The sequence below is a fragment of the Massilia cellulosiltytica genome, from assembly GCF_047325105.1.
Classification (GTDB): Bacteria; Pseudomonadota; Gammaproteobacteria; order Burkholderiales; family Burkholderiaceae_D; genus Telluria; species Telluria orientalis.
Window position 1 is genome coordinate 3487335 of sequence record NZ_CP168562.1, and the last position, 18510, is coordinate 3505844.

The 18510-nt window shown below is 64.0% G+C and carries 14 protein-coding genes and 3 tRNA genes; 4 read left to right on the plus strand and 13 right to left on the minus strand.

Translation table 11 applies throughout. The annotated features are described in order from the left end of the window. Window positions 1-72: 72 nt before the first annotated feature. On the plus strand, window positions 73-1569 hold the full coding sequence (locus ACEN9H_RS15240) for an NAD(P)H-hydrate dehydratase (protein ID WP_413675437.1): 1497 nt from the start codon (window positions 73-75) through the stop codon (window positions 1567-1569). A gap of 6 nt (window positions 1570-1575) precedes the next feature. On the opposite strand, the gene ACEN9H_RS15245 is transcribed toward ACEN9H_RS15240, so the two are convergent. Beyond that, window positions 1576-2295 carry an ABC transporter ATP-binding protein gene (locus ACEN9H_RS15245; RefSeq protein WP_413343676.1) on the minus strand — a complete coding sequence of 240 codons (720 nt, stop codon included), beginning with the start codon at window positions 2293-2295 and terminating at the stop codon, window positions 1576-1578. Between the two features lie 49 nt (window positions 2296-2344). On the opposite strand from ACEN9H_RS15245, the gene ACEN9H_RS15250 reads away from it, so the two are divergent. Genes ACEN9H_RS15250 through cynS form a run of 3 tightly spaced genes read left to right on the plus strand, consistent with a single transcriptional unit; the run spans window position 2345 to window position 4479 of the window. Then, on the plus strand, window positions 2345-2926 hold the full coding sequence (locus tag ACEN9H_RS15250) for an arylesterase (protein ID WP_413675438.1): 582 nt from the start codon (window positions 2345-2347) through the stop codon (window positions 2924-2926). Beyond that, window positions 2926-3978, plus strand: a complete 1053-nt coding sequence (mnmH, locus tag ACEN9H_RS15255; RefSeq protein WP_413675439.1) for a tRNA 2-selenouridine(34) synthase MnmH — start codon at window positions 2926-2928, stop codon at window positions 3976-3978. The genes ACEN9H_RS15250 and mnmH overlap by 1 nt, the downstream gene beginning before the upstream one ends. A gap of 57 nt (window positions 3979-4035) precedes the next feature. Continuing rightward, window positions 4036-4479: a cyanase gene (gene cynS / locus ACEN9H_RS15260; protein ID WP_413675440.1), complete on the plus strand. Its 444-nt coding sequence runs from the start codon at window positions 4036-4038 to the stop codon at window positions 4477-4479. Between the two features lies 1 nt (window position 4480). Here the strand turns inward: cynS and ACEN9H_RS15265 are convergent, their stop codons facing one another. The 12 genes from ACEN9H_RS15265 to ACEN9H_RS15320 all read right to left on the minus strand — a co-directional run bounded on the left by ACEN9H_RS15265 (window position 4481) and on the right by ACEN9H_RS15320 (window position 18476). Then, complete coding sequence (locus ACEN9H_RS15265; protein ID WP_413675441.1) at window positions 4481-4912, minus strand: GNAT family N-acetyltransferase; 432 nt, start codon at window positions 4910-4912, stop codon at window positions 4481-4483. Between the two features lie 102 nt (window positions 4913-5014). Next, on the minus strand, window positions 5015-6928 hold the full coding sequence (locus ACEN9H_RS15270; RefSeq protein WP_413675442.1) for a SurA N-terminal domain-containing protein: 1914 nt from the start codon (window positions 6926-6928) through the stop codon (window positions 5015-5017). A gap of 83 nt (window positions 6929-7011) precedes the next feature. Continuing rightward, window positions 7012-7088, minus strand: a tRNA-Asp gene (locus tag ACEN9H_RS15275). Window positions 7089-7142: 54 nt separating this feature from the next. Then, window positions 7143-7219, minus strand: a tRNA-Asp gene (locus tag ACEN9H_RS15280). A 72-nt stretch (window positions 7220-7291) separates the two neighbouring features. Beyond that, on the minus strand, window positions 7292-7615 hold the full coding sequence (locus tag ACEN9H_RS15285; RefSeq protein WP_160410885.1) for an HU family DNA-binding protein: 324 nt from the start codon (window positions 7613-7615) through the stop codon (window positions 7292-7294). A 131-nt stretch (window positions 7616-7746) separates the two neighbouring features. After that, a complete protein-coding gene (lon, locus tag ACEN9H_RS15290; protein WP_413675443.1) occupies window positions 7747-10164 on the minus strand; it encodes an endopeptidase La in 2418 nt (805 codons plus the stop codon). Window positions 10165-10442: 278 nt separating this feature from the next. Continuing rightward, complete coding sequence (clpX, locus tag ACEN9H_RS15295) at window positions 10443-11711, minus strand: ATP-dependent Clp protease ATP-binding subunit ClpX (protein ID WP_056129433.1); 1269 nt, start codon at window positions 11709-11711, stop codon at window positions 10443-10445. Window positions 11712-11890: 179 nt separating this feature from the next. Next, entirely contained in the window at window positions 11891-12508 is a 618-nt protein-coding gene (gene clpP / locus ACEN9H_RS15300) for an ATP-dependent Clp endopeptidase proteolytic subunit ClpP (RefSeq protein WP_166861694.1), read from the minus strand. 83 nt (window positions 12509-12591) lie between these two features. Then, on the minus strand, window positions 12592-13932 hold the full coding sequence (gene tig / locus ACEN9H_RS15305) for a trigger factor (protein WP_056129435.1): 1341 nt from the start codon (window positions 13930-13932) through the stop codon (window positions 12592-12594). 31 nt (window positions 13933-13963) lie between these two features. Next, window positions 13964-14050, minus strand: a tRNA-Leu gene (locus tag ACEN9H_RS15310). Window positions 14051-14208: 158 nt separating this feature from the next. After that, the gene (locus tag ACEN9H_RS15315) at window positions 14209-17313 is read right to left on the minus strand and encodes an efflux RND transporter permease subunit (RefSeq protein WP_413675444.1); all 3105 of its coding nucleotides are present in this window, start codon (window positions 17311-17313) and stop codon (window positions 14209-14211) included. Then, window positions 17310-18476, minus strand: a complete 1167-nt coding sequence (locus ACEN9H_RS15320; protein WP_413675445.1) for an efflux RND transporter periplasmic adaptor subunit — start codon at window positions 18474-18476, stop codon at window positions 17310-17312. The genes ACEN9H_RS15315 and ACEN9H_RS15320 overlap by 4 nt, the downstream gene beginning before the upstream one ends. Window positions 18477-18510: the final 34 nt, after the last annotated feature.

The following is an 18510-nucleotide window of genomic DNA, read 5'->3' on the forward strand; positions in this document are numbered from 1 at the left end:
TATTGTAGTCGCGCGCGGCGCCGATTTTGGCGACAATGCAGTTTTCGCAATCTTCACGAGCCTGGAACCACCATGGACAATCCGCTCTACAGCGTCGCGCAGATCCGCGCCATCGAACAGGCCGCGCAATCGCAGCTCCCGCCCGGCATGCTCATGCGGCGCGCCGGCGAGGCCGCATCCACGTACGCGCTCGAAGTGCTGGGCGGCCTGCCGACGGGCCGCATCCTCGTGCTGGCCGGCCCCGGCAACAACGGCGGCGATGCGCTGGAAGTGGCCGCGAACCTGGCCAATCTGGGCGCCAACGTGGACGTCGTCCACCTCGCCGGCGCGGCGCCGTCGCCCGAGACCGGGCACGCCCTCGCGCGCGCCCAGGCCAGCCGGGCGCGCTTCGTGTCCGACGTCGCGGACTGCGACGGCTGCTGCCTCGTCGTCGACGGCCTGTTCGGCATCGGCCTCGCGCGCCCGCTCGCGGGGCAGGCGCGCGCGTTCGTCGAATGGACGCACGGCATGGCGTGCCCGGTGCTCGCGCTGGACGTGCCGAGCGGCCTCGATGCGGACACCGGGAGCGTCGTCGGCCCGGACGGCGCCGCCGTGCGCGCCACGCATACCATCACCTTCCTCGGCGACAAGCCGGGCCTGCACACGGGCGACGGCTGCGACCACGCGGGCCGCGTGCACGTCAACCGCCTCGGTACGCATGGCCTGCACACGGAAGCCGCGCACGCGCGCCTGAACGCCCCGGCCCTGTTCGCGGGCTGCCTCGCGCCACGCCGCAACAATTCGCACAAGGGCACCTATGGCGACGTCGCCGTGCTGGGTGGGGCGCGCGGGATGGCGGGTGCCGGGATCCTCGCGGCGCGCGCGGCGCTGTATGCGGGCGCGGGCCGCGTGTTCGTGGCCGCCGTCGATCCGGGGCCGGGCCTCGATCCGCTGCAGCCGGAAATCATGTTCCGCGACGCGGCCGGCTTCGTGTTCGACGGCCGCACCGTCGTCGCCGGTCCCGGCATGGGCGATTCCGCCGGCGCGACGCACCTGCTGTCGAAAGTCATCGACGGCACGGGGCCGCTCGTGGTCGATGCGGACGCGCTGAACCTGTGCGCGGCGAGCCCGGACCTGGCCGCGCGCCTGGCCGCGCACGACGGCGAAGTCGTCATCACGCCGCACCCGCTGGAAGCCGCGCGCCTGCTCGGCGTCACGGCCGCCATCGTGCAGGCCGACCGGCTGGAGAATGCGCGTGAGCTGGCGCAGCGGCTGGATGCCGTCGTCGTGCTGAAAGGCGCGGGCAGCGTCATCGCGCGGCCGGACGGGGATGTGGCGCTGAATGCGACGGGCAATCCGGGCCTTGCCACGGGCGGCACGGGCGACGTGCTGGCGGGTCTCGTCGGCACCTTGCTGGGCCAGGGCTGGTCCGCGTGGGAAGCGGCGCTGGCCGCGACGTGGCTGCACGGCGCGGCGGCCGACCGGCTCGTGGCAGGCGGCGCCGGCCCCATCGGCCTCACGGCGGGCGAGCTGCCGCGCGCGATCCGCGCCGAGCTGAATGCGCTCGTCGCCGACGCGGCGCTGGCCTGAACGGCGTTACACGGCCAGGCGGCCCGCCGCGATCGTCAGGGTGCGGCCGCAGCGCGCGGCCATCGCGGGATCGTGGGTGACGAGGACGAGGGTCGAGCCGCGCTCGCGATTCAGTTCGAACATCAGCTGGATGACGGCTTCCCCGGTGGCGGCATCGAGGCTGCCCGTGGGCTCGTCCGCGAACAGCAGCGGCGGTTCGGTGACGAACGCGCGGGCCAGCGCCACGCGCTGCTGCTCGCCGCCCGACAGGTACTTCGGATAGTGGCGCAGGCGGCTCGACAGGCCCACGCGGCCCAGCATCGCCTCGGCTTTTGCGCGCGCGTCCGCATCGCCCCGCAATTCCAGCGGCAGCATCACGTTTTCCACCGCGTTCAGGTGCGCGAGCAGTTGGAACGACTGGAACACGAAGCCCAGCTTCGCCTTGCGGAACGCGGCGCGGCCATCCTCGTCGAGGGCGAAGATATCCGTACCGTCGAGCAGCACCTGGCCCGACGATGGCGTATCGAGGCCGGCCAGCAGGCCGAGCAAGGTGGACTTGCCGGAGCCGGAAGCGCCGACGAGGGCGAGCGTCTCGGCCGGTTGCACGGTAAAATCCACCTCGTGCAGGATCGTGAGCTCGCCGCTGGCATCCGCTACGCGCTTCGACAGGCCGCGGACCTCGATGGCCGGCCTTGCCGTTCCGCTCACACTTGAACTGCCTTTTGACGCCTCGGGAATATCACGCATGCTTGCTTTACTCAGGAAATGGACGATTGCTGTCGTCGCGGTGCTTGGCATGACCGCGGCGGGGAGCGCCTATTCTGCCCCAAAAACCGTGCTCGTGGTGGGCGACAGCCTGTCCGCCGAATACGGCCTCGCGCGCGGCACCGGCTGGGTCGCCCTGCTGGAACAGCGCCTGAAGGCCGAGAAGATCGACGCGCACATCGTCAACGCCAGCATCAGCGGCGAGACGACGAGCGGCGGCCGCACCCGCCTGCCCGTCCTGCTGCAGCAGCACAAGCCGGACGTCGTCGTGCTGGAACTGGGCGCGAACGACGGCCTGCGCGGCCTGAGCGTGCCGGCCGCCACGGACAACCTGCGCACGATGATCCAGCTCGCGCAGCAGAACAAGGCCAAGGTCCTGCTCGTCGGCATGCGCATGCCGCCCAACTACGGCCGCGCCTACACCGAACGCTTCGCCGGCATGTACAAGGACCTCGCCGGTACATACAAAGTGCCGCTGGTGCCGTTCATGCTGGACGGCGTCGCGCAGGACGCGGCAAACTTCCAGGCCGACCGCATGCATCCGCTCGCGACCGCCCATCCGACCATCCTCAACAACATCTGGCCGCAATTCGCGCCTCTCGTCAAACGATAATGAAATACCCCGCAGTCCTCGGCGTCGACGACGTCCTGCCCATGCTCGACCAGTTCGACACCATCATCGACGCGCGCAGCGAGTCCGAGTTCGCGCTCGACCGCATCCCGGGCGCCATCAATTGTCCGACCCTGGACGACGCGCAGCGCGTCCTCGTGGGCACCACGTACAAGCAGGTCGGCGCCTTCGAGGCGAAGAAGATCGGCGCCCCGCTCGTCGCGCAGAACATCGCGCGCTATATCGAGACGCTGTTCGCCGACAAGCCGAAGGACTGGAAGCCGCTCGTCTACTGCTGGCGCGGCGGCAACCGCAGTGGCTCGATGGCCCTGATCTTCGCCAAGATCGGCTGGCCCGTCGTGCAGCTCGACGGCGGCTACAAGGCGTATCGCGCCTACGTCGCGGCCGCGCTGGAAAACCCGCCGGCGCTGGAGTTCCGGGTCATTTGCGGCACGACGGGCAGCGGCAAGAGCCGCCTGCTCGAAACGCTGGAATCCATCGGCGCGCAGGTGCTCGACCTGGAGCGCCTCGCCGCGCACCGCGGCTCCGTCCTCGGCCACCTGCCGGGCGAGCCGCAGCCGAGCCAGAAGATGTTCGAGACGCGCATCTGGGACAAGCTGCGCCGCTTCGATCCTTCCAGGCCCGTGTTCGTGGAATCGGAGAGCAAGAAGGTGGGCAACCTGCGGGTGCCGGAAGTGGTCATGGAACGCATGCGCGCCGCGCCCTGCATTTCGCTGCAGCTGGAGCGTCCCCTTCGGGTGCAGCTGCTGATGGAGGACTACCACCACTTCTGCGCCGACCCGGGCGCATTGAATGCGCAGCTGGACCATCTGGTGCAACTGCACGGCCGCGCGCGCATCGAAACGTGGCAGCAGATGGCCAATACGGGGCAGATGCCGGCGCTCGTGGACCAGCTGCTCGTCGAGCACTACGACCCCGCCTACCTGCGCTCGATCGACCGGAATTTCGTGCACTACCCGCAGGCCGAGACGCTGACCTTGCCGGGCATCTCGAAGGACGACTTCATCGCGGCCGCGCGGCATCTGCACGGCTAGGACTGGCACGGCTCTTGCTGCGTGTCTCTCTCCTGAACCGCACACGAGGGGAACGCGATGAACCGCATGGAAGTCACCGAGAAAATCGTCAGCGCCAAGGTAGCCAAAGGCATCAGGTGGGAAGACGTGGCCGGCAGGGTCGGCCAGTCGAAGGAATGGACGACCGCGCTGTGCCTGGGCCAGATGACCGCCTCGGCCGAACAGGCGACCATCCTCGGCGACATCTTCGGCCTGACCGACGAAGAGTGCAAATGGCTGCAGGTGGTCCCGTACAAGGGTTCGCTGCCGACGGCCGTCCCGACCGATCCGCTGATCTACCGCTGGTACGAGATCGTCAACGTCTACGGCACGACGGTCAAGGAACTGATCCACGAAGAGTTTGGCGACGGCATCATGAGTGCCATCGACTTCCACATGGACATCGTGCGCGCGCCCGATCCGAAAGGCGACCGGGTCAACGTGATCCTGTCAGGCAAATTCCTGCCGTACAAGCAGTATTGACTCAGTCCTGCGCGAGATAGCCCTGCGCGGTGGCCTTGTCCTGATCCTGGAACACGGCCATCGCCGTCGTCATGCGCCGGAAGCCGTAGCGCGCATAGAACCCCTCCTTGCCGGGTACCGAATACAGGATGATCTTCGCGTGCCCGCGCGAGCACTCGACGAGGTATGCGATCAGCGCGTCCCCCAGGCCGCGTCCCTGGTGGCTGGGCAGGATCGCCACGTCGCAGATGTAGGAACAGTCGAGGCCGTCGGCCAGCGCACGTCCGGCCGCGACCAGCACGCCGTCCTCGTAGCCGAACCGGCGGAACATGCTGTTGCCGAACACCGTCTTCAGGCGTTCCGGCGACTTGTTGCCGAGCGGGGCCTTGCGATACAGCTCGGAGAGTTCGTTCCAGTCGACGTTGTCGAGCGTGTCGGTCCAGGTGACAGTCATGGGGTCGTCCTTGCGTTGGCGATCGAACCGCGATTGTAACGGTGCCGCGAAGAAAAAGCCCGGTCCGCTCGCGCGGCCGGGCTGTCGATGACGCGTCCGGATTTACTCGGACTTGGCGCCGAGATCGGCAGGCTTGACGTTGATCTTCGCCTTCGCCTTGTGTTTCAGCGCTTCGACGAAGCCATAGGTCTCGGCATTGCCGACGGCGCGGCCGATCTGTTCCGCTTCCTGCTTGCGGCGCGCCACGTCCGGCTGGGCCGGCTGGCTCACCTTGTTGATGCGGTACACGCCATAGCCCACGCCCGGGATGTCGACGCCGACATAGGCCGGCAGCTTGCTCGCGTCCGCCTTCAGCACGGCGACCGCGGCCGTTTCGTTGATCGTCGGCTGCTTCGTGCGCGCCACGATCTTCGCTTCGCCGAAGCCGGCGGTATCGCCCGATGCCCTGGCGGCAGCCAGTTTCGCTTCGCCGGCCTGGCGTGCCAGCTTGGCCGCTTCTTCCTGCGTCACGCGCTGGCGGATGGCGGCTTCGACGTCGGCCAGCGGACGCTTGGTCGCCGGCTTGAATTCCACGACGCGGCCTGCGACCAGCGTACCCGGCGCCACTTCGACGGCGTCCGTGTTGCGCTTGTTCTTAATCGCGTCGCTGCCGAAGATCGCTTCCAGGAATTTCGGATTGTTGACCGGCGACGCGCCCAGGGCCGGGTTCGGCGCACGGGTCAAGCCTTCGGCGGTCTGGATCGTCAGGCCCAGCTTGTCGGCGACCGGCTTCAGGCTGTCCGCCTGCTCGTACACGGTGTTGCGGAAAGTTTCCGCCAGTTCCGTGTACTTCGCCGACATCTTCGCCTTCTTCAGCTCGGCAAGAATTTCCGGCTTCGCCTCTTCCAGCGACTTCTGGGTTTCCGGCACGATCTTCGTGATCTTGATGATGTGGTAGCCGAATTCCGAACGGACGAGACCGCTGACTTCGCCTTCCTTCAGGCCGTAGATCGCGTCTTCGACGGGCTTGACGAACACGCCCTTCTGCACGACGCCCAGGTCGCCGCCCAGCTCGGCCGAGCCCGGATCCTGCGATTGCGCCTTGGCGATCTTCGCGAAGTCGTTCGGGTTCTTGCGGACTTCATCCAGGACAGCCTGCGCCTTGGCCTTCGCGGCGGCGTCCTCGGCGGCCGAGGCGCCCTTCTTCACGTTGATCAGGATGTGGCTGGCGGTACGCTTTTCCGGCGTGGTGAAGCGCGCCTTGTTCTTGTTGTACGCGTCGGCGATGTCGGCGTCGGACACGTTGACCTGCTTCTCGACGGCGGACGCATCGAACACGACGTACTCGGCCTTGACGGATTCCGGCACCTGGAACAGCGCCGCGTTCTTGTCGTAATAGGCCTTCACCATATCATCCGTGACCTTGACCTGCGCAACGTAGCTCGCGGCCGGGAACAGCTGCTCCTGCACTTCGCGTTCTTCGTCGTTGATGTCCGACAGGCGGTTGGCGACGGTACGCGGCGCGAACGCGGTCTGCTGGACGGAACCGACGAGCTGCTGCACGGCCAGGTCGTGGCGCATGCGCTGGTCGAACATGTCCGGCGTCATGCCCTGCGCGGCCAGTGCGGCCTTGTAGCGGTCCATGTCGAACGTGCCGTCTTCCTTGCGGAATGCCTGGATCCCGAGGATCGCCTTCTGCAGCGCGGCGTCGCTCACCGTCAGGTGGTTGCGGATGATCTCGGCGTTGATGGCGCGCTCGGCCACGAGCTGGTCGAGCACGGCCTGCTTCGCTTCCGGCGTCTCGAACAGTTTCTGGTCGAACTGCTCGCCCATCATCTGGCGGGCCTGGTCCAGCTGGCGGCGCTGGGCGGCTTCCCACTCCTGCTGGGTGATCTTCTTCCCGTCCACGGTCGCCACACCATCGTTGCTGCCGCGTTCGTTGTAGCTGCTGACGCCCACCAAAACGAACGACGGAACGATCAGCAGCAGCAGGAAGAACTGCATCAGGCGCTGGTGAGTACGGATAAATTCAAACATGGTCAGCCAATCAAGGTTGAAAATGCGTTATCGAAAAACTTAAAAAAAAAGGCGAACCTAGGTTCGCCTCTTTTTCAGTATCTTGGCGGAGCGGACGGGGCTCGAACCCGCGACCCCCGGCGTGACAGGCCGGTATTCTAACCAACTGAACTACCGCTCCGAATTCTTGTATTTCGCAACCGCAAAATCGAAGCCCGACAAGGCTTACGATTCGTGGCGGAGCGGACGGGGCTCGAACCCGCGACCCCCGGCGTGACAGGCCGGTATTCTAACCAACTGAACTACCGCTCCACGAAATACTGGGTGCTACTCGACTGACTGGAATCCAGCAGCGTCCTGCTGCGTGTCAGCGCAGCGGAGGCATTAGTTTACTGCATCTTTCAGTGCTTTACCAGCCTTAAATTTCGGGACCTTGGCCGCCTTGATCTTGATGGCTTCCTTCGTGCGCGGATCGCGGCCCGTGCGTGCGGCGCGCTCGCCGACGGTGAACGTGCCGAAACCGACCAGCGTGACGCTGTCGTTGTTCTTCAGCGTGTTGGTCACAGCGTCGATCATGGCATCGAGGGCGCGCGCCGCAGAAGCTTTGGTCAGGTCCGCGGACTTCGCGATTTCTTCGATCAGTTCAGTTTTGTTCACTTTCTTCCCTCGTTGTGCGTTCTGGACACGGCATGCGCGACCGGGTCGGATTGACGGTCGGCAAAAACCGCAAGGGCGTATTAAACAAGCCGACAATGCGTTGTGTCAAGTAACGCACGAGCAACAGCACGACATAAAAAAACGGCACCCGAAGGTGCCGTATTTCACGCTGCCCAGCAGGCTCAGTGCTTGACGACGCCGCCCTGGCCGTCGCTCGCGGCGGTCGTCACCGACGACGAGGATGCCGCTACCGCCGGCACGTCGACGATCGGTTCCGGCTGGCGTTCCAGTGCCACTTCCAGCACTTTCTCGATCCAGCGCACCGGGACGATCTCGAGCTTGTTCTTGACGTTGTCAGGAATGTCCGCGAGATCCTTCACGTTCTGCTCGGGGATCAAGACGGTCTTGATGCCGCCGCGCTGGGCCGCCAGCAGCTTTTCCTTCAGGCCGCCGATCGGCAGGACTTCGCCGCGCAACGTGATCTCGCCCGTCATCGCCACGTCGGCACGGACCGGGATACCGGTGAACACCGACACCAGCGCCGTCGTCAGGCCGATGCCGGCGGACGGACCGTCCTTCGGCGTCGCGCCTTCCGGCAAGTGAACGTGGATGTCGGTCTTCTCGAACACCTCGTTCTTGATGCCCAGGCGCGCCGCACGGCTGCGGACCACGGTGCGGGCCGCTTCGATCGATTCCTTCATCACGTCGCCCAGCGTACCGGTACGGATGACGGCACCTTTACCCGGCACCTGCACGGCTTCGATCGTCAGCAGGTCGCCGCCGACTTCCGTCCAGGCGAGGCCCGACACCTGGCCGATCTGGTTTTCCTTCTCGGCCACGCCGAAGTCGTAGCGGCGAACACCCAGGAATTTATCCAGGTTCTTCGACGACACGATCACGCGCTTGTTGTCCTTCTTGAGCAGCAGCATCTTGACGACCTTGCGGCAGATCTTCGAGATTTCGCGCTCGACCGAACGCACACCGGCTTCGCGGGTGTAGTAGCGGATGATGTCGCGGATCGCGGCTTCGTCGACCTTGATCTCTTCATCCTTCAGGCCGTTCGCCTTGATCTGCTTCGGCAGCAGGTAGCGCTGCGCGATGCTCGTCTTCTCGTCCTCGGTGTAACCCGACAGGCGGATCACTTCCATCCGGTCCAGCAGGGCCGGCGGGATGTTGAACGAGTTCGACGTCGCCACGAACATCACGTCCGACAGGTCGAAGTCCACCTCGACGTAATGGTCAGAGAACGTGTGGTTCTGCGCCGGATCCAGCACTTCGAGCAGGGCCGACGACGGGTCGCCGCGGAAGTCCGCGCCCATCTTGTCGATCTCGTCGAGCAGGAACAGCGGGTTGCGCACGCCGACCTTCGCCAGCGACTGCAGCACCTTGCCCGGCATCGAGCCGATATAGGTACGGCGGTGGCCGCGGATCTCGGCTTCGTCGCGCACGCCGCCCAGCGCCATGCGGACGTACTTGCGGTTGGTCGCGCGGGCGATCGATTCGCCCAGCGACGTCTTGCCGACGCCCGGAGGACCGACGAAGCACAGGATCGGGGCCTTCAGCTTGTCGACGCGCTGCTGCACCGCGAGATATTCGAGGATGCGTTCCTTGATCTTGTCGAGGCCGTAGTGGTCGGCTTCCAGGACTTCCTGGGCCTTTTCCAGGTCGATGGTGACCTTGGATTTCTTTTTCCACGGCAGCGACACCAGCGTGTCGATATAGTTGCGCACGACGGTGGCTTCGGCCGACATCGGCGACATCAGCTTGAGCTTCTTGATCTCGGCCTGGGCCTTGTCCAGGGCTTCCTTCGGCATCTTGGCGGCGATGACTTTCTTCTCGAGTTCCTCGATGTCGGCGCCCTCTTCGCCCTCGCCCAGTTCCTTCTGGATGGCCTTGACCTGTTCGTTCAGGTAGTACTCGCGCTGCGATTTCTCCATCTGGCGCTTGACGCGGCCGCGGATGCGCTTTTCGACCTGCAGGATGTCGAGCTCGCCTTCCAGTTGGCCGAGCAGATGCTCCAGGCGCTTCGCGACGTTGAAGATTTCCAGGATGACCTGTTTCTGCTCGAGTTTCAGCGGCAGGTGGGCGGCGACGGTATCAGCCAGGCGGCCGGCGTCGTCGATACCGGCCAGCGAAGCCAGGATCTCGGGCGGGATTTTCTTGTTCAGTTTGACGTACTGGTCGAACTGCTGGACGATCGCACGGCGCATCGCCTCGACTTCGGAATCGTCGCCGATTTCCGAATTGATCGGGGTCAAGTCAGCGATGAAATGGCTGGGACCGTCGTTGATGTGATTGATACGGGCACGCTGCGCGCCTTCTACCAGCACCTTCACGGTGCCGTCCGGCAGCTTCAGCATTTGCAGAATATTGGCCACGCAGCCGATCTCGTAGATGTCTGCGGCGGAAGGCTCGTCCTTGGCAGCGGCCTTTTGGGCTGCGAGCATGATGCTCTTACCCTGTTCCATGGCGGCCTCGAGCGCCTTGATGGATTTCGGGCGGCCGACGAACAGCGGTATCACCATATGCGGGAACACCACCACGTCGCGCAGGGGCAGCAGCGGCAGCGTCATTTGCTCGGTCAATTTGGAAGTTGTCATGGCATACCTTATAGAAAGCGTGTAGACGATGTGGGAGCACACTGTCGAAACACAATACCGGCCCGGAAATATTTTCTACAAGTAAAAAAACTTTAACTTGATACGAATACTAGCCGTTTCTACAAAAGTCCTGAATTCAAATAAAAAAGCCACTTCACAGCATCGGCCGCGAGTGGCTTTTCGATTGAAGCCGTCTTTTGTTGAGATTGATTGTACCGTCTCAACTCAGCGATTCAATACCTTTGTTGTGTTTGCGCCCGGAAATTTTCAGCAAATTTTCAGTTCTCGCCTGCAGCCTTCGGCGATTCGCTGTAAATCAGCAAAGGTTTCGCGCCATTCGTGATCGTATTTTCATCGATAACGACTTTCACGACATTTTGCTGGCTCGGCAATTCATACATTACGTCGAGCAGAGCGTGCTCCAGGATCGAACGGAGGCCACGTGCGCCGGTCTTGCGCGCCAATGCCTTCTTGGCAATCGCGTGCAGGGCCGCCGGGCGGATTTCCAGTTCGGCGCCTTCCATATCCAGCAGTTTCGAATACTGCTTGATGAGGGCGTTTTTCGGCTCGACCAGGATCTGGATCAAAGCCTCTTCCGTGAGCTCGCTCAGGGTAGCTACGACAGGCAGACGGCCAACAAGTTCCGGAATCAGGCCAAACTTGATCAGGTCTTCCGGCTCCGCTTCCAGCAGGATGTCGCTGACGGAACGCTGCGTCTGGCTCTTGACACTGGCCGCGAAGCCGATGCCGCTCTTTTCCGAACGGTTCTGGATGATCTTGTCCAGGCCGTCGAATGCGCCGCCGCAGATGAACATGATGTTCGTCGTGTCGATCTGCACGAAATCCTGGTTCGGATGCTTGCGGCCGCCCTGCGGGGGCACCGACGCCATCGTGCCTTCGATCAGCTTCAGCAGCGCCTGCTGCACGCCCTCGCCCGACACGTCGCGGGTGATGGACGGGTTGTCGGACTTGCGCGAAATCTTGTCGATCTCGTCGATGTAGACGATGCCGCGCTGGGCTTTCTCGACTTCGTAGTTGCAGCTCTGCAGCAGCTTCTGGATGATGTTCTCGACGTCCTCGCCGACATAGCCGGCTTCCGTCAGCGTGGTCGCGTCGGCGATCACGAACGGGACATTCAGCATGCGCGCCAGGGTCTGGGCCAGCAGGGTCTTGCCAGAACCGGTGGGGCCGACCAGCAGGATATTGCTCTTGGCCAGCTCGACGTCGTCCTTCTTGCCCAGGTGCTTCAGGCGCTTGTAATGGTTGTAGACCGCCACCGACAGGATGCGCTTCGCCGTCTGCTGGCCGATGACATATTGATCGAGCAGTTCGGCGATCTCGTGCGGAGTCGGCAGGTCGGACTTGGCGCCCGCCACCGATTCGACGTTCGAGGTCTCGTCGCGGATGATGTCATTGCACAGGTCGATGCACTCGTCGCAGATGAAGACCGAAGGTCCTGCGATGAGCTTCTTGACCTCGTGCTGGCTCTTGCCGCAGAACGAGCAGTACAGGAGTTTTTCGCCGCTAGAGGATTTTTTGTCTGACATGGGGCAGGTTTCAGTTGAATTGCTATGAATATAACGCTAATACGAGGGCGCAACAAGTGCGCACGACACCATGCTACCCGATTTGAAAACAAAACGCCCGAAGCGCTGTCGCGTCCGGGCGTATTTGAGCAACAGTTGTCGAGAGCACCACGCGATCTCGAAAACCGCGCGGTTTAACCTCAGCCGCGGTTCGTCAGAACCTTGTCGATGAGGCCATATTCCACGGCCTCTTCGCTCGACATGAAACGGTCGCGATCGGTATCCTTGTGGATCTGTTCGATCGTCTGGCCGGTGTTGTCCGCCATGATGCGGGCCAGGCGTTCGCGCAGGTACAGGATTTCCTTGGCCTGGATCTCGATGTCCGACGCCATGCCTTGCGAGCCACCGGACGGCTGGTGGATCATGACACGCGAGTTCGGCAGCGAGAAGCGCTTGCCCTTGGCGCCGGCGGCCAGCAGGAACGCGCCCATCGAGGCGGCCAGGCCGGTGCACAAGGTCGACACGTCGGGTTTGATGAAGTTCATCGTGTCGAAGATGGCGAGGCCGGCCGACACGGAACCACCCGGCGAGTTGATGTACAGCGAGATGTCCTTGTCCGGATTCTCGCTTTCCAGGAACAGCAGCTGGGCCACGATGAGGTTGGCCATCTGGTCGTTGACAGGACCGACCAGGAAAATCACGCGCTCCTTCAGCAGGCGCGAGTAGATGTCGTAGGCACGCTCGCCGCGGCCGCTCTGCTCGATCACCATCGGCACGAGGCCGAGGGCTTGGGTATCCAATGCCGGATTACGATTCATACCTGTCAATTCCTTTGTAAAAGTTACGAAGCCGCACTATCTCAGATTTCTCAGGAGAATGTCGTACGGCTTCATCAAGGAAGTTAAGCCTGAGCAGCGCTTCCCATCAGTTCGTCAAAGGCGATGTCCTTGGTCGTCACCTTTGCCTTGCCGAGCACATAGTTAACGACGTTTTCTTCCAATACAAGAGCTTCCACTTCGCCCAGGCGGCGACGGTCGCTGTAGTAGTACTTCAGGACTTCCTTCGGATCTTCGTAGCTCTGCGAGAAGTCTTCGATCTGGGCCTTCACCTGCTCTTGCGTCGCTTGCAGGTTGTTTTCCGAGACCAGCTGCGACAGGATCAGGCCCAGGCGCACGCGGCGCTCGGCCTTGGTGGCGAACAGGTCGGCCGGGAACGGCAGGCTCTGCACGTCCATGCCGCGCTGGGCCATGTCCTGGCGGGTCTGCTCGGCCAGGCGCTGCGAATCCTGCTCGATCATGACCTTCGGCACGTCCATTTCGGTGTGCTTGACCAGGGCGTCCATCACGGCTTCCTTGTTGCGGGCCTTGATGCGGGCGTTGACTTCACGCTCCAGGTTGACCTTGATGTCTTCGCGCATCTTCTCGATGCTGCCGTCTTCGATGCCCAGCGTCTTGGCGAACTCGGCGTCGACTTCCGGCAGGTGCGCCCATTCCAGCTTCTTCAGCGTGATGGTGAACTCGGCGGTTTTACCGGCCACGTCCTTGCCATGGTAGTCTTCCGGGAATGCCAGCGGGAAGGTCTTCGACTCGCCCACTTTCAGGCCGACGGTCGCGGCTTCGAATTCCGGCAGCATGCGGCCTTCGCCCAGCACGAATGCATAGTCTTCGGCTTTGCCGCCCGGGAATTCGACGCCGTCGATCACGCCGACGAAGTCGACGGTCACGCGGTCGCCGTTCGCTGCGACCGGCTCGCCGCCGTCACCGTGCTCACCGGCTTCGCCCTTGGTGTGGTAGTGCACGCGCTGCTTGCGCAGGATGTCGATGGTCTTGTCGATCTCGGCGTCGGTCACGTCGGTCTTGACGGTCTCGATCTCGATCCCCTCCAGGCCCGGCAGCGACACTTCCGGATAGATTTCGAAGGTCGCGTCGAAGGCCAGCATGCCTTCCGGTGCGTCCTGCTTCGGCTCGATTTTCGGCATGCCGGCAACGCGCAGCTGGGCTTCGTTGGCGGCGTCGTTGAATGCCTGGCCAACTTTGTCGTTCAGCACGTCGGATTCGATCTGGTAGCCGTACTGGGCCGCCACCATCTTCAGCGGCACCTTGCCCGGACGGAAGCCCGGAGCACGCGCGGTCTTGGCCTGCTTCTTGAGGCGCTTTTCAACTTCCGTACGTACGTCGCTCAGCGGAAAAGAGAGAGTCAAGCGACGCTCGAGTTTACCCAGGTTTTCGACTGCAGTTGCCATTGTAAAAATCGTCCAAAAAAATAATTGTTCGTGGTGCGAGGAAGGGGACTCGAACCCCTACACCATTGCTGGCGTCAGGACCTAAACCTGGTGCGTCTACCAATTTCGCCATCCTCGCGCAGGATTGCTGATCTTGCCACAAAAACAAAGGGCGCCCGACAATGAAACCGGCCGCCCTGAATCCAATGTCTAGGGGCTACAACTTCAACCCGATATTTTACTGGATTTTCTGACACCATTGGGCAGATTTTAAATCGTATTAAATCGCCCGATATTTCAAGGATTTAGAGCCGCCTCCCGCGCGCGCACGGGCCGCTTTACCCGGAACCATGCCGCATACAGCGCCGGCAGGAACAACAGCGTGAGCGCCGTGGCGACCAATAATCCGCCCATGATCGCGATCGCCATCGGGCCCCAGAACACGGAACGGGACAGCGGGATCATCGCCAGCGCCGCCGCGGCCGCCGTCAGCAGGATCGGTCGGCACCGCCGCACGGCGCTTTCCACAATGGCTTCCCAGGCAGGATGCCCGGCCGCGATGTCTTTTTCGATCTGGTCGACGAGGATGACGGAATTGCGCACCACCATGCCGAACAGCGCGATCACGCCGAGGTTCGCGACGAAGCCGAACGGCGCGTTGAACACCAGCAGCCCCATCGCGGCACCGGCGATGCCCAGCGGCCCGGTCAGGAACACCATCACGGCGCGCGAGAAGCTGTGCAACTGCAGCATCAGCAACGTGAACACGATGAACAGCACCAGCGGCACGTTCGCCGAGATGGACTCCTCCGCGGTCGAACTGTTCGCGGCCGCGCCTTCCAGCTTGATGCGGTAGCCGGCCGGCAGCTTCGCCCGCAGGACGTCCAGTTTCGCATTGACCTGGTCGGACACGGTCGGCCCCTGCACGCCTTCGACGACGTCCGACTGGACCATGATCGCCCATTCGCGCCCGTAGCGCTGCACGACACCCGGCTCCCACACGAATTCGATGCGCGCCAGCTGCGACAGCGGCACGGCCCTGCCCGAGGGCGTCGGCACGTTCGTGTTGGCGAGCACGGACATGTTCGAGCGCTCGTCCAGCGGCTGGCGCACCACGATGTCGATCAGGCGGTTGCTCTCGCGGAACTGGCCCACCGTCGTCCCGGAAAGGAGGGTGGCGATCGTGCGGCGCACGGTCTGCGACGTGACGCCCAACGCGCGCATCTTGTCCTGGTCCAGCTCCAGCCGCAGCACCTTGACGGACTCGTTCCAGTTATCGTTCACGCCCACCGTGTTCGGGTTGGCGATCATGATCTCCTTGACCTGGTCGGCGACCTTGCGCACGACGCCGATGTCCGGCCCCATCACCTGGAACTGCACGGGGTAAGGCACGGGCGGCCCGTTCGGCAGCAGTTTTACGCGGCCCCGCACTTCGGGGAAATCCGACTTGAACTTGTCTTCGATCTTGCGCTTGAGGGCATCGCGCTGGTGCACGTTCTTCGGCAGCACGACGAATTGCGACACGTTCGACGCCGGGAAGATCTGGTCCAGCGGCAAGTAGAAGCGCGGGCTGCCCGTGCCGATGTACGACGTCACGCTGTCCGTTTCCGGCTGCGCGCGGGCGAAGGCTTCGAACTTCTTGGCCAGCGCCTCGTTGACGGCGAAGCTGGTCCCTTCCGGCGCCCACATCTCGACCATCAGTTCCGGACGGCTGGAATCCGGGAAGAACTGCTTCTCGATGAACTTGAAGCCGAACACGCCGAGGAAGAACACGGCCAGCGACAGCACGATCGTCGTCTTGCGCCATTCCACGCAGCGGTCGACGAGACGGCGGAAGCGCTGGTACATCGGCGTGTCGAACACGTCATGGTGCCCGTCGCCATGGGGCTTCACCCGCAGGAGGATGAAACCGATGTAGGGCGTGAACGTGACGGCGACGACCCACGACACGAGCAGCGCGATCGCGTTCACGGAAAACATCGAGAACGTGTACTCGCCGGCCGCCGATTTGGCGAGGCCGATCGGCAGAAAGCCGGCCGCCGTGATCAGCGTGCCGGTCAACATGGGGAACGCGGTCGACGTGTACGCGAACGTGGCCGCGTCGAAGCGCGACATGCCCTCCTCCATCTTGCGCACCATCATCTCCACGGCGATGATCGCGTCGTCCACGAGCAGGCCCAGGGCGATGATCAGCGCGCCCAGCGAGATCTTGTGCAGCGAGATGTCGAACACGCGCATGAACAGGAACGTGATCGCCAGCACCAGCGGAATCGTCAGCGCGACGACGAGGCCGGGGCGTACGTCCAGGCGCAGCTTCGGCCTGGTATGCAAACCCAGCGCGACGAACGACACGACCAGCACGACGACGACGGCCTCGATGAGACTGTGCATGAATTCGCTGACGGACGCCGTGACGGCCGCAGGCTGGTTCGACACGCGCTCCAGTTCGATGCCGACGGGGAGTTGACGGCGGATGCGCTCGACCGTCTGCTCCAGGCCCTTGCCCAACTCGATGATATTGCCGCCCTTCTCCATCGACACGCCCAGGCCGATCACGTCCTTGCCGTTGAAGCGCATCTTGTCGTGCGGCGGATCCTCGTACGCGCGCTCGACCCTGGCGAAATCGCCGAGGCGGAAGGTCGTGTTCCCGGCGCGCAGGCTCAGGTCTTCGAGCTGCTTGGCGGTCTTCAGGCCGCCGGTCACGCGCACCTGCAGGTTTTCCAGCGGCGTCACGAGCACGCCGGCCGATTCGATGCCGTTCTGCGTGGCGATCTGGTTCACGATCTGCTCGAACGGTATGCCCAGCTGCGCGAACTTCTGCTGCGAGAACAGGATGTTGACCTTTTCCTGCTGCACGCCGAACTGCTCGACCTTCGACACGAGCGGCACGGCGAGCAGCTGCTGGCGCACGAAGTCGGCGTAGTCGCGCATCCCGGCATAGGTAAAACCGTCGCCGGACAGCGCGAAGATGGAGCCGTACGTGTCGCCGAATTCGTCGTTGAAGAACGGTCCGATCACGCCGGGCGGCAGGGTCCCCGCGATGTCGCCGACCTTCTTGCGTACCTGGTACCAGACGCCCTGCACCTCCGCCGGCGGCGTGGATTCCTTCAACTCGATGATGAGCGTCGTCTCGCCCGGCTTGGAAAAGCTGCGCAGCTTGTCGATGTGCGGCGTCTCCTGCAGCTTCTGTTCGAGCTTGTCGGCCACCTGCTGGGCCATCTGCACCGACGTGGCGCCCGGCCAGTACGCGGTCATGACCATCACGCGGAAGGTGAACGGCGGGTCCTCGTCCTGGCCCAGTTTGCCGTAGCTGATGATGCCGCCGATGAGCAGCGCGGCGATCAGGTAGCGGGTCAGCGGGATGTGCTCCAGCGCCCAGCGCGACAGGTTGAAGCCTCTCATTTCGAAACCTCTTGAGGGCCCCCGACCGGTGCCCCCCGGGCACCGGCCGCTTCGGCCTCGGCATCGCCGCGGCGCGCGACGTCCGCCGTCAGCACTTTCACTTTCTGGCCCGGCTTGAGCAGGTGCACGCCCGCCGTGACGACCGTCTGGCCCGCCTTCACGCCGCCCGCCAGCACCACCTCGTTGCCGGACACGCCGCCCACCTGCACGGGCACGAGGTGCACGGCGCCGTTCTCGATCACCCACACCGACGTCGCACCCTTGTTCTGGTACAGCGCGGACAGCGGCACCTTGATCGCGGCGCCCGTGTCCGCGTGCGCCAGCTGCACGACCGCCGTCATGCCGAGGCGGATGTCGTCCTGCGCCGGGATCGCCACTTTCACGGTGTACGTGCGCGTGGCGGGATCGGCCACCGGCGCCACTTCGCGGATCTTGCCCGGGATGCTGCGGTCCGGATCCGCCCACAGCCGGACTTTCACGTCGTTCACCTTGCGCAATTCGTCGACCTGGTCTTCCGGCACGCCGATCACCACTTCCTTCTCGTCCGTCCGCGCCACGCGCACGACGGGGGTGCCGGCCTGCACGACCTGGCCCACTTCCGCATCGATGCCCGTCACGACGCCGTCCGTGTCGGATACGAGGTTCGCGTAACCGGTCTGGTTGGCCTGCTCGCTCGACGCGGCGCGGGCCGCCTCCACGTTCGCCTGCGCCGAGCGCGCGGCCGCCACTTTCTGGTCGAGCACGGCCTGGCTGACGAAGTTCTGGCTGCGCAGGTCCTGGTAGCGCTTCAGGTCGGCGCGCGCCAGCTCGTACGTCGTTTGCGCCGCGCGCAGGTTCGCCTGGGCCTGGGCCTGGCCGAGGCGCAGGTCTTGCGGATCGAGCTGCATCAGCACCTGGCCGCGCTTGACGACCGTGCCCACGTCCACCTTGCGGGCGCTGATCTTGCCGCCGACGCGGAAACCGAGGCGGGATTCGTAACGGGGGCGGACGTCGCCGGAAAACGCCGCCGACGAGCCGACCGTGCCCGTCGCGAGCGTCAGGGCACGCACGGGGCGCACGTCTTCGGCGGGGGTATCGTTGCGGGAGCAGCCTGTCAAGGTGAGCGTCAATGCGCCGCTGGCCAGGACCAGGATCAAAGGAAGGGCGAACGAAATGGCACGCATTGGTTTCCTCATGGTGGCCCGGCCGGGACGGCGA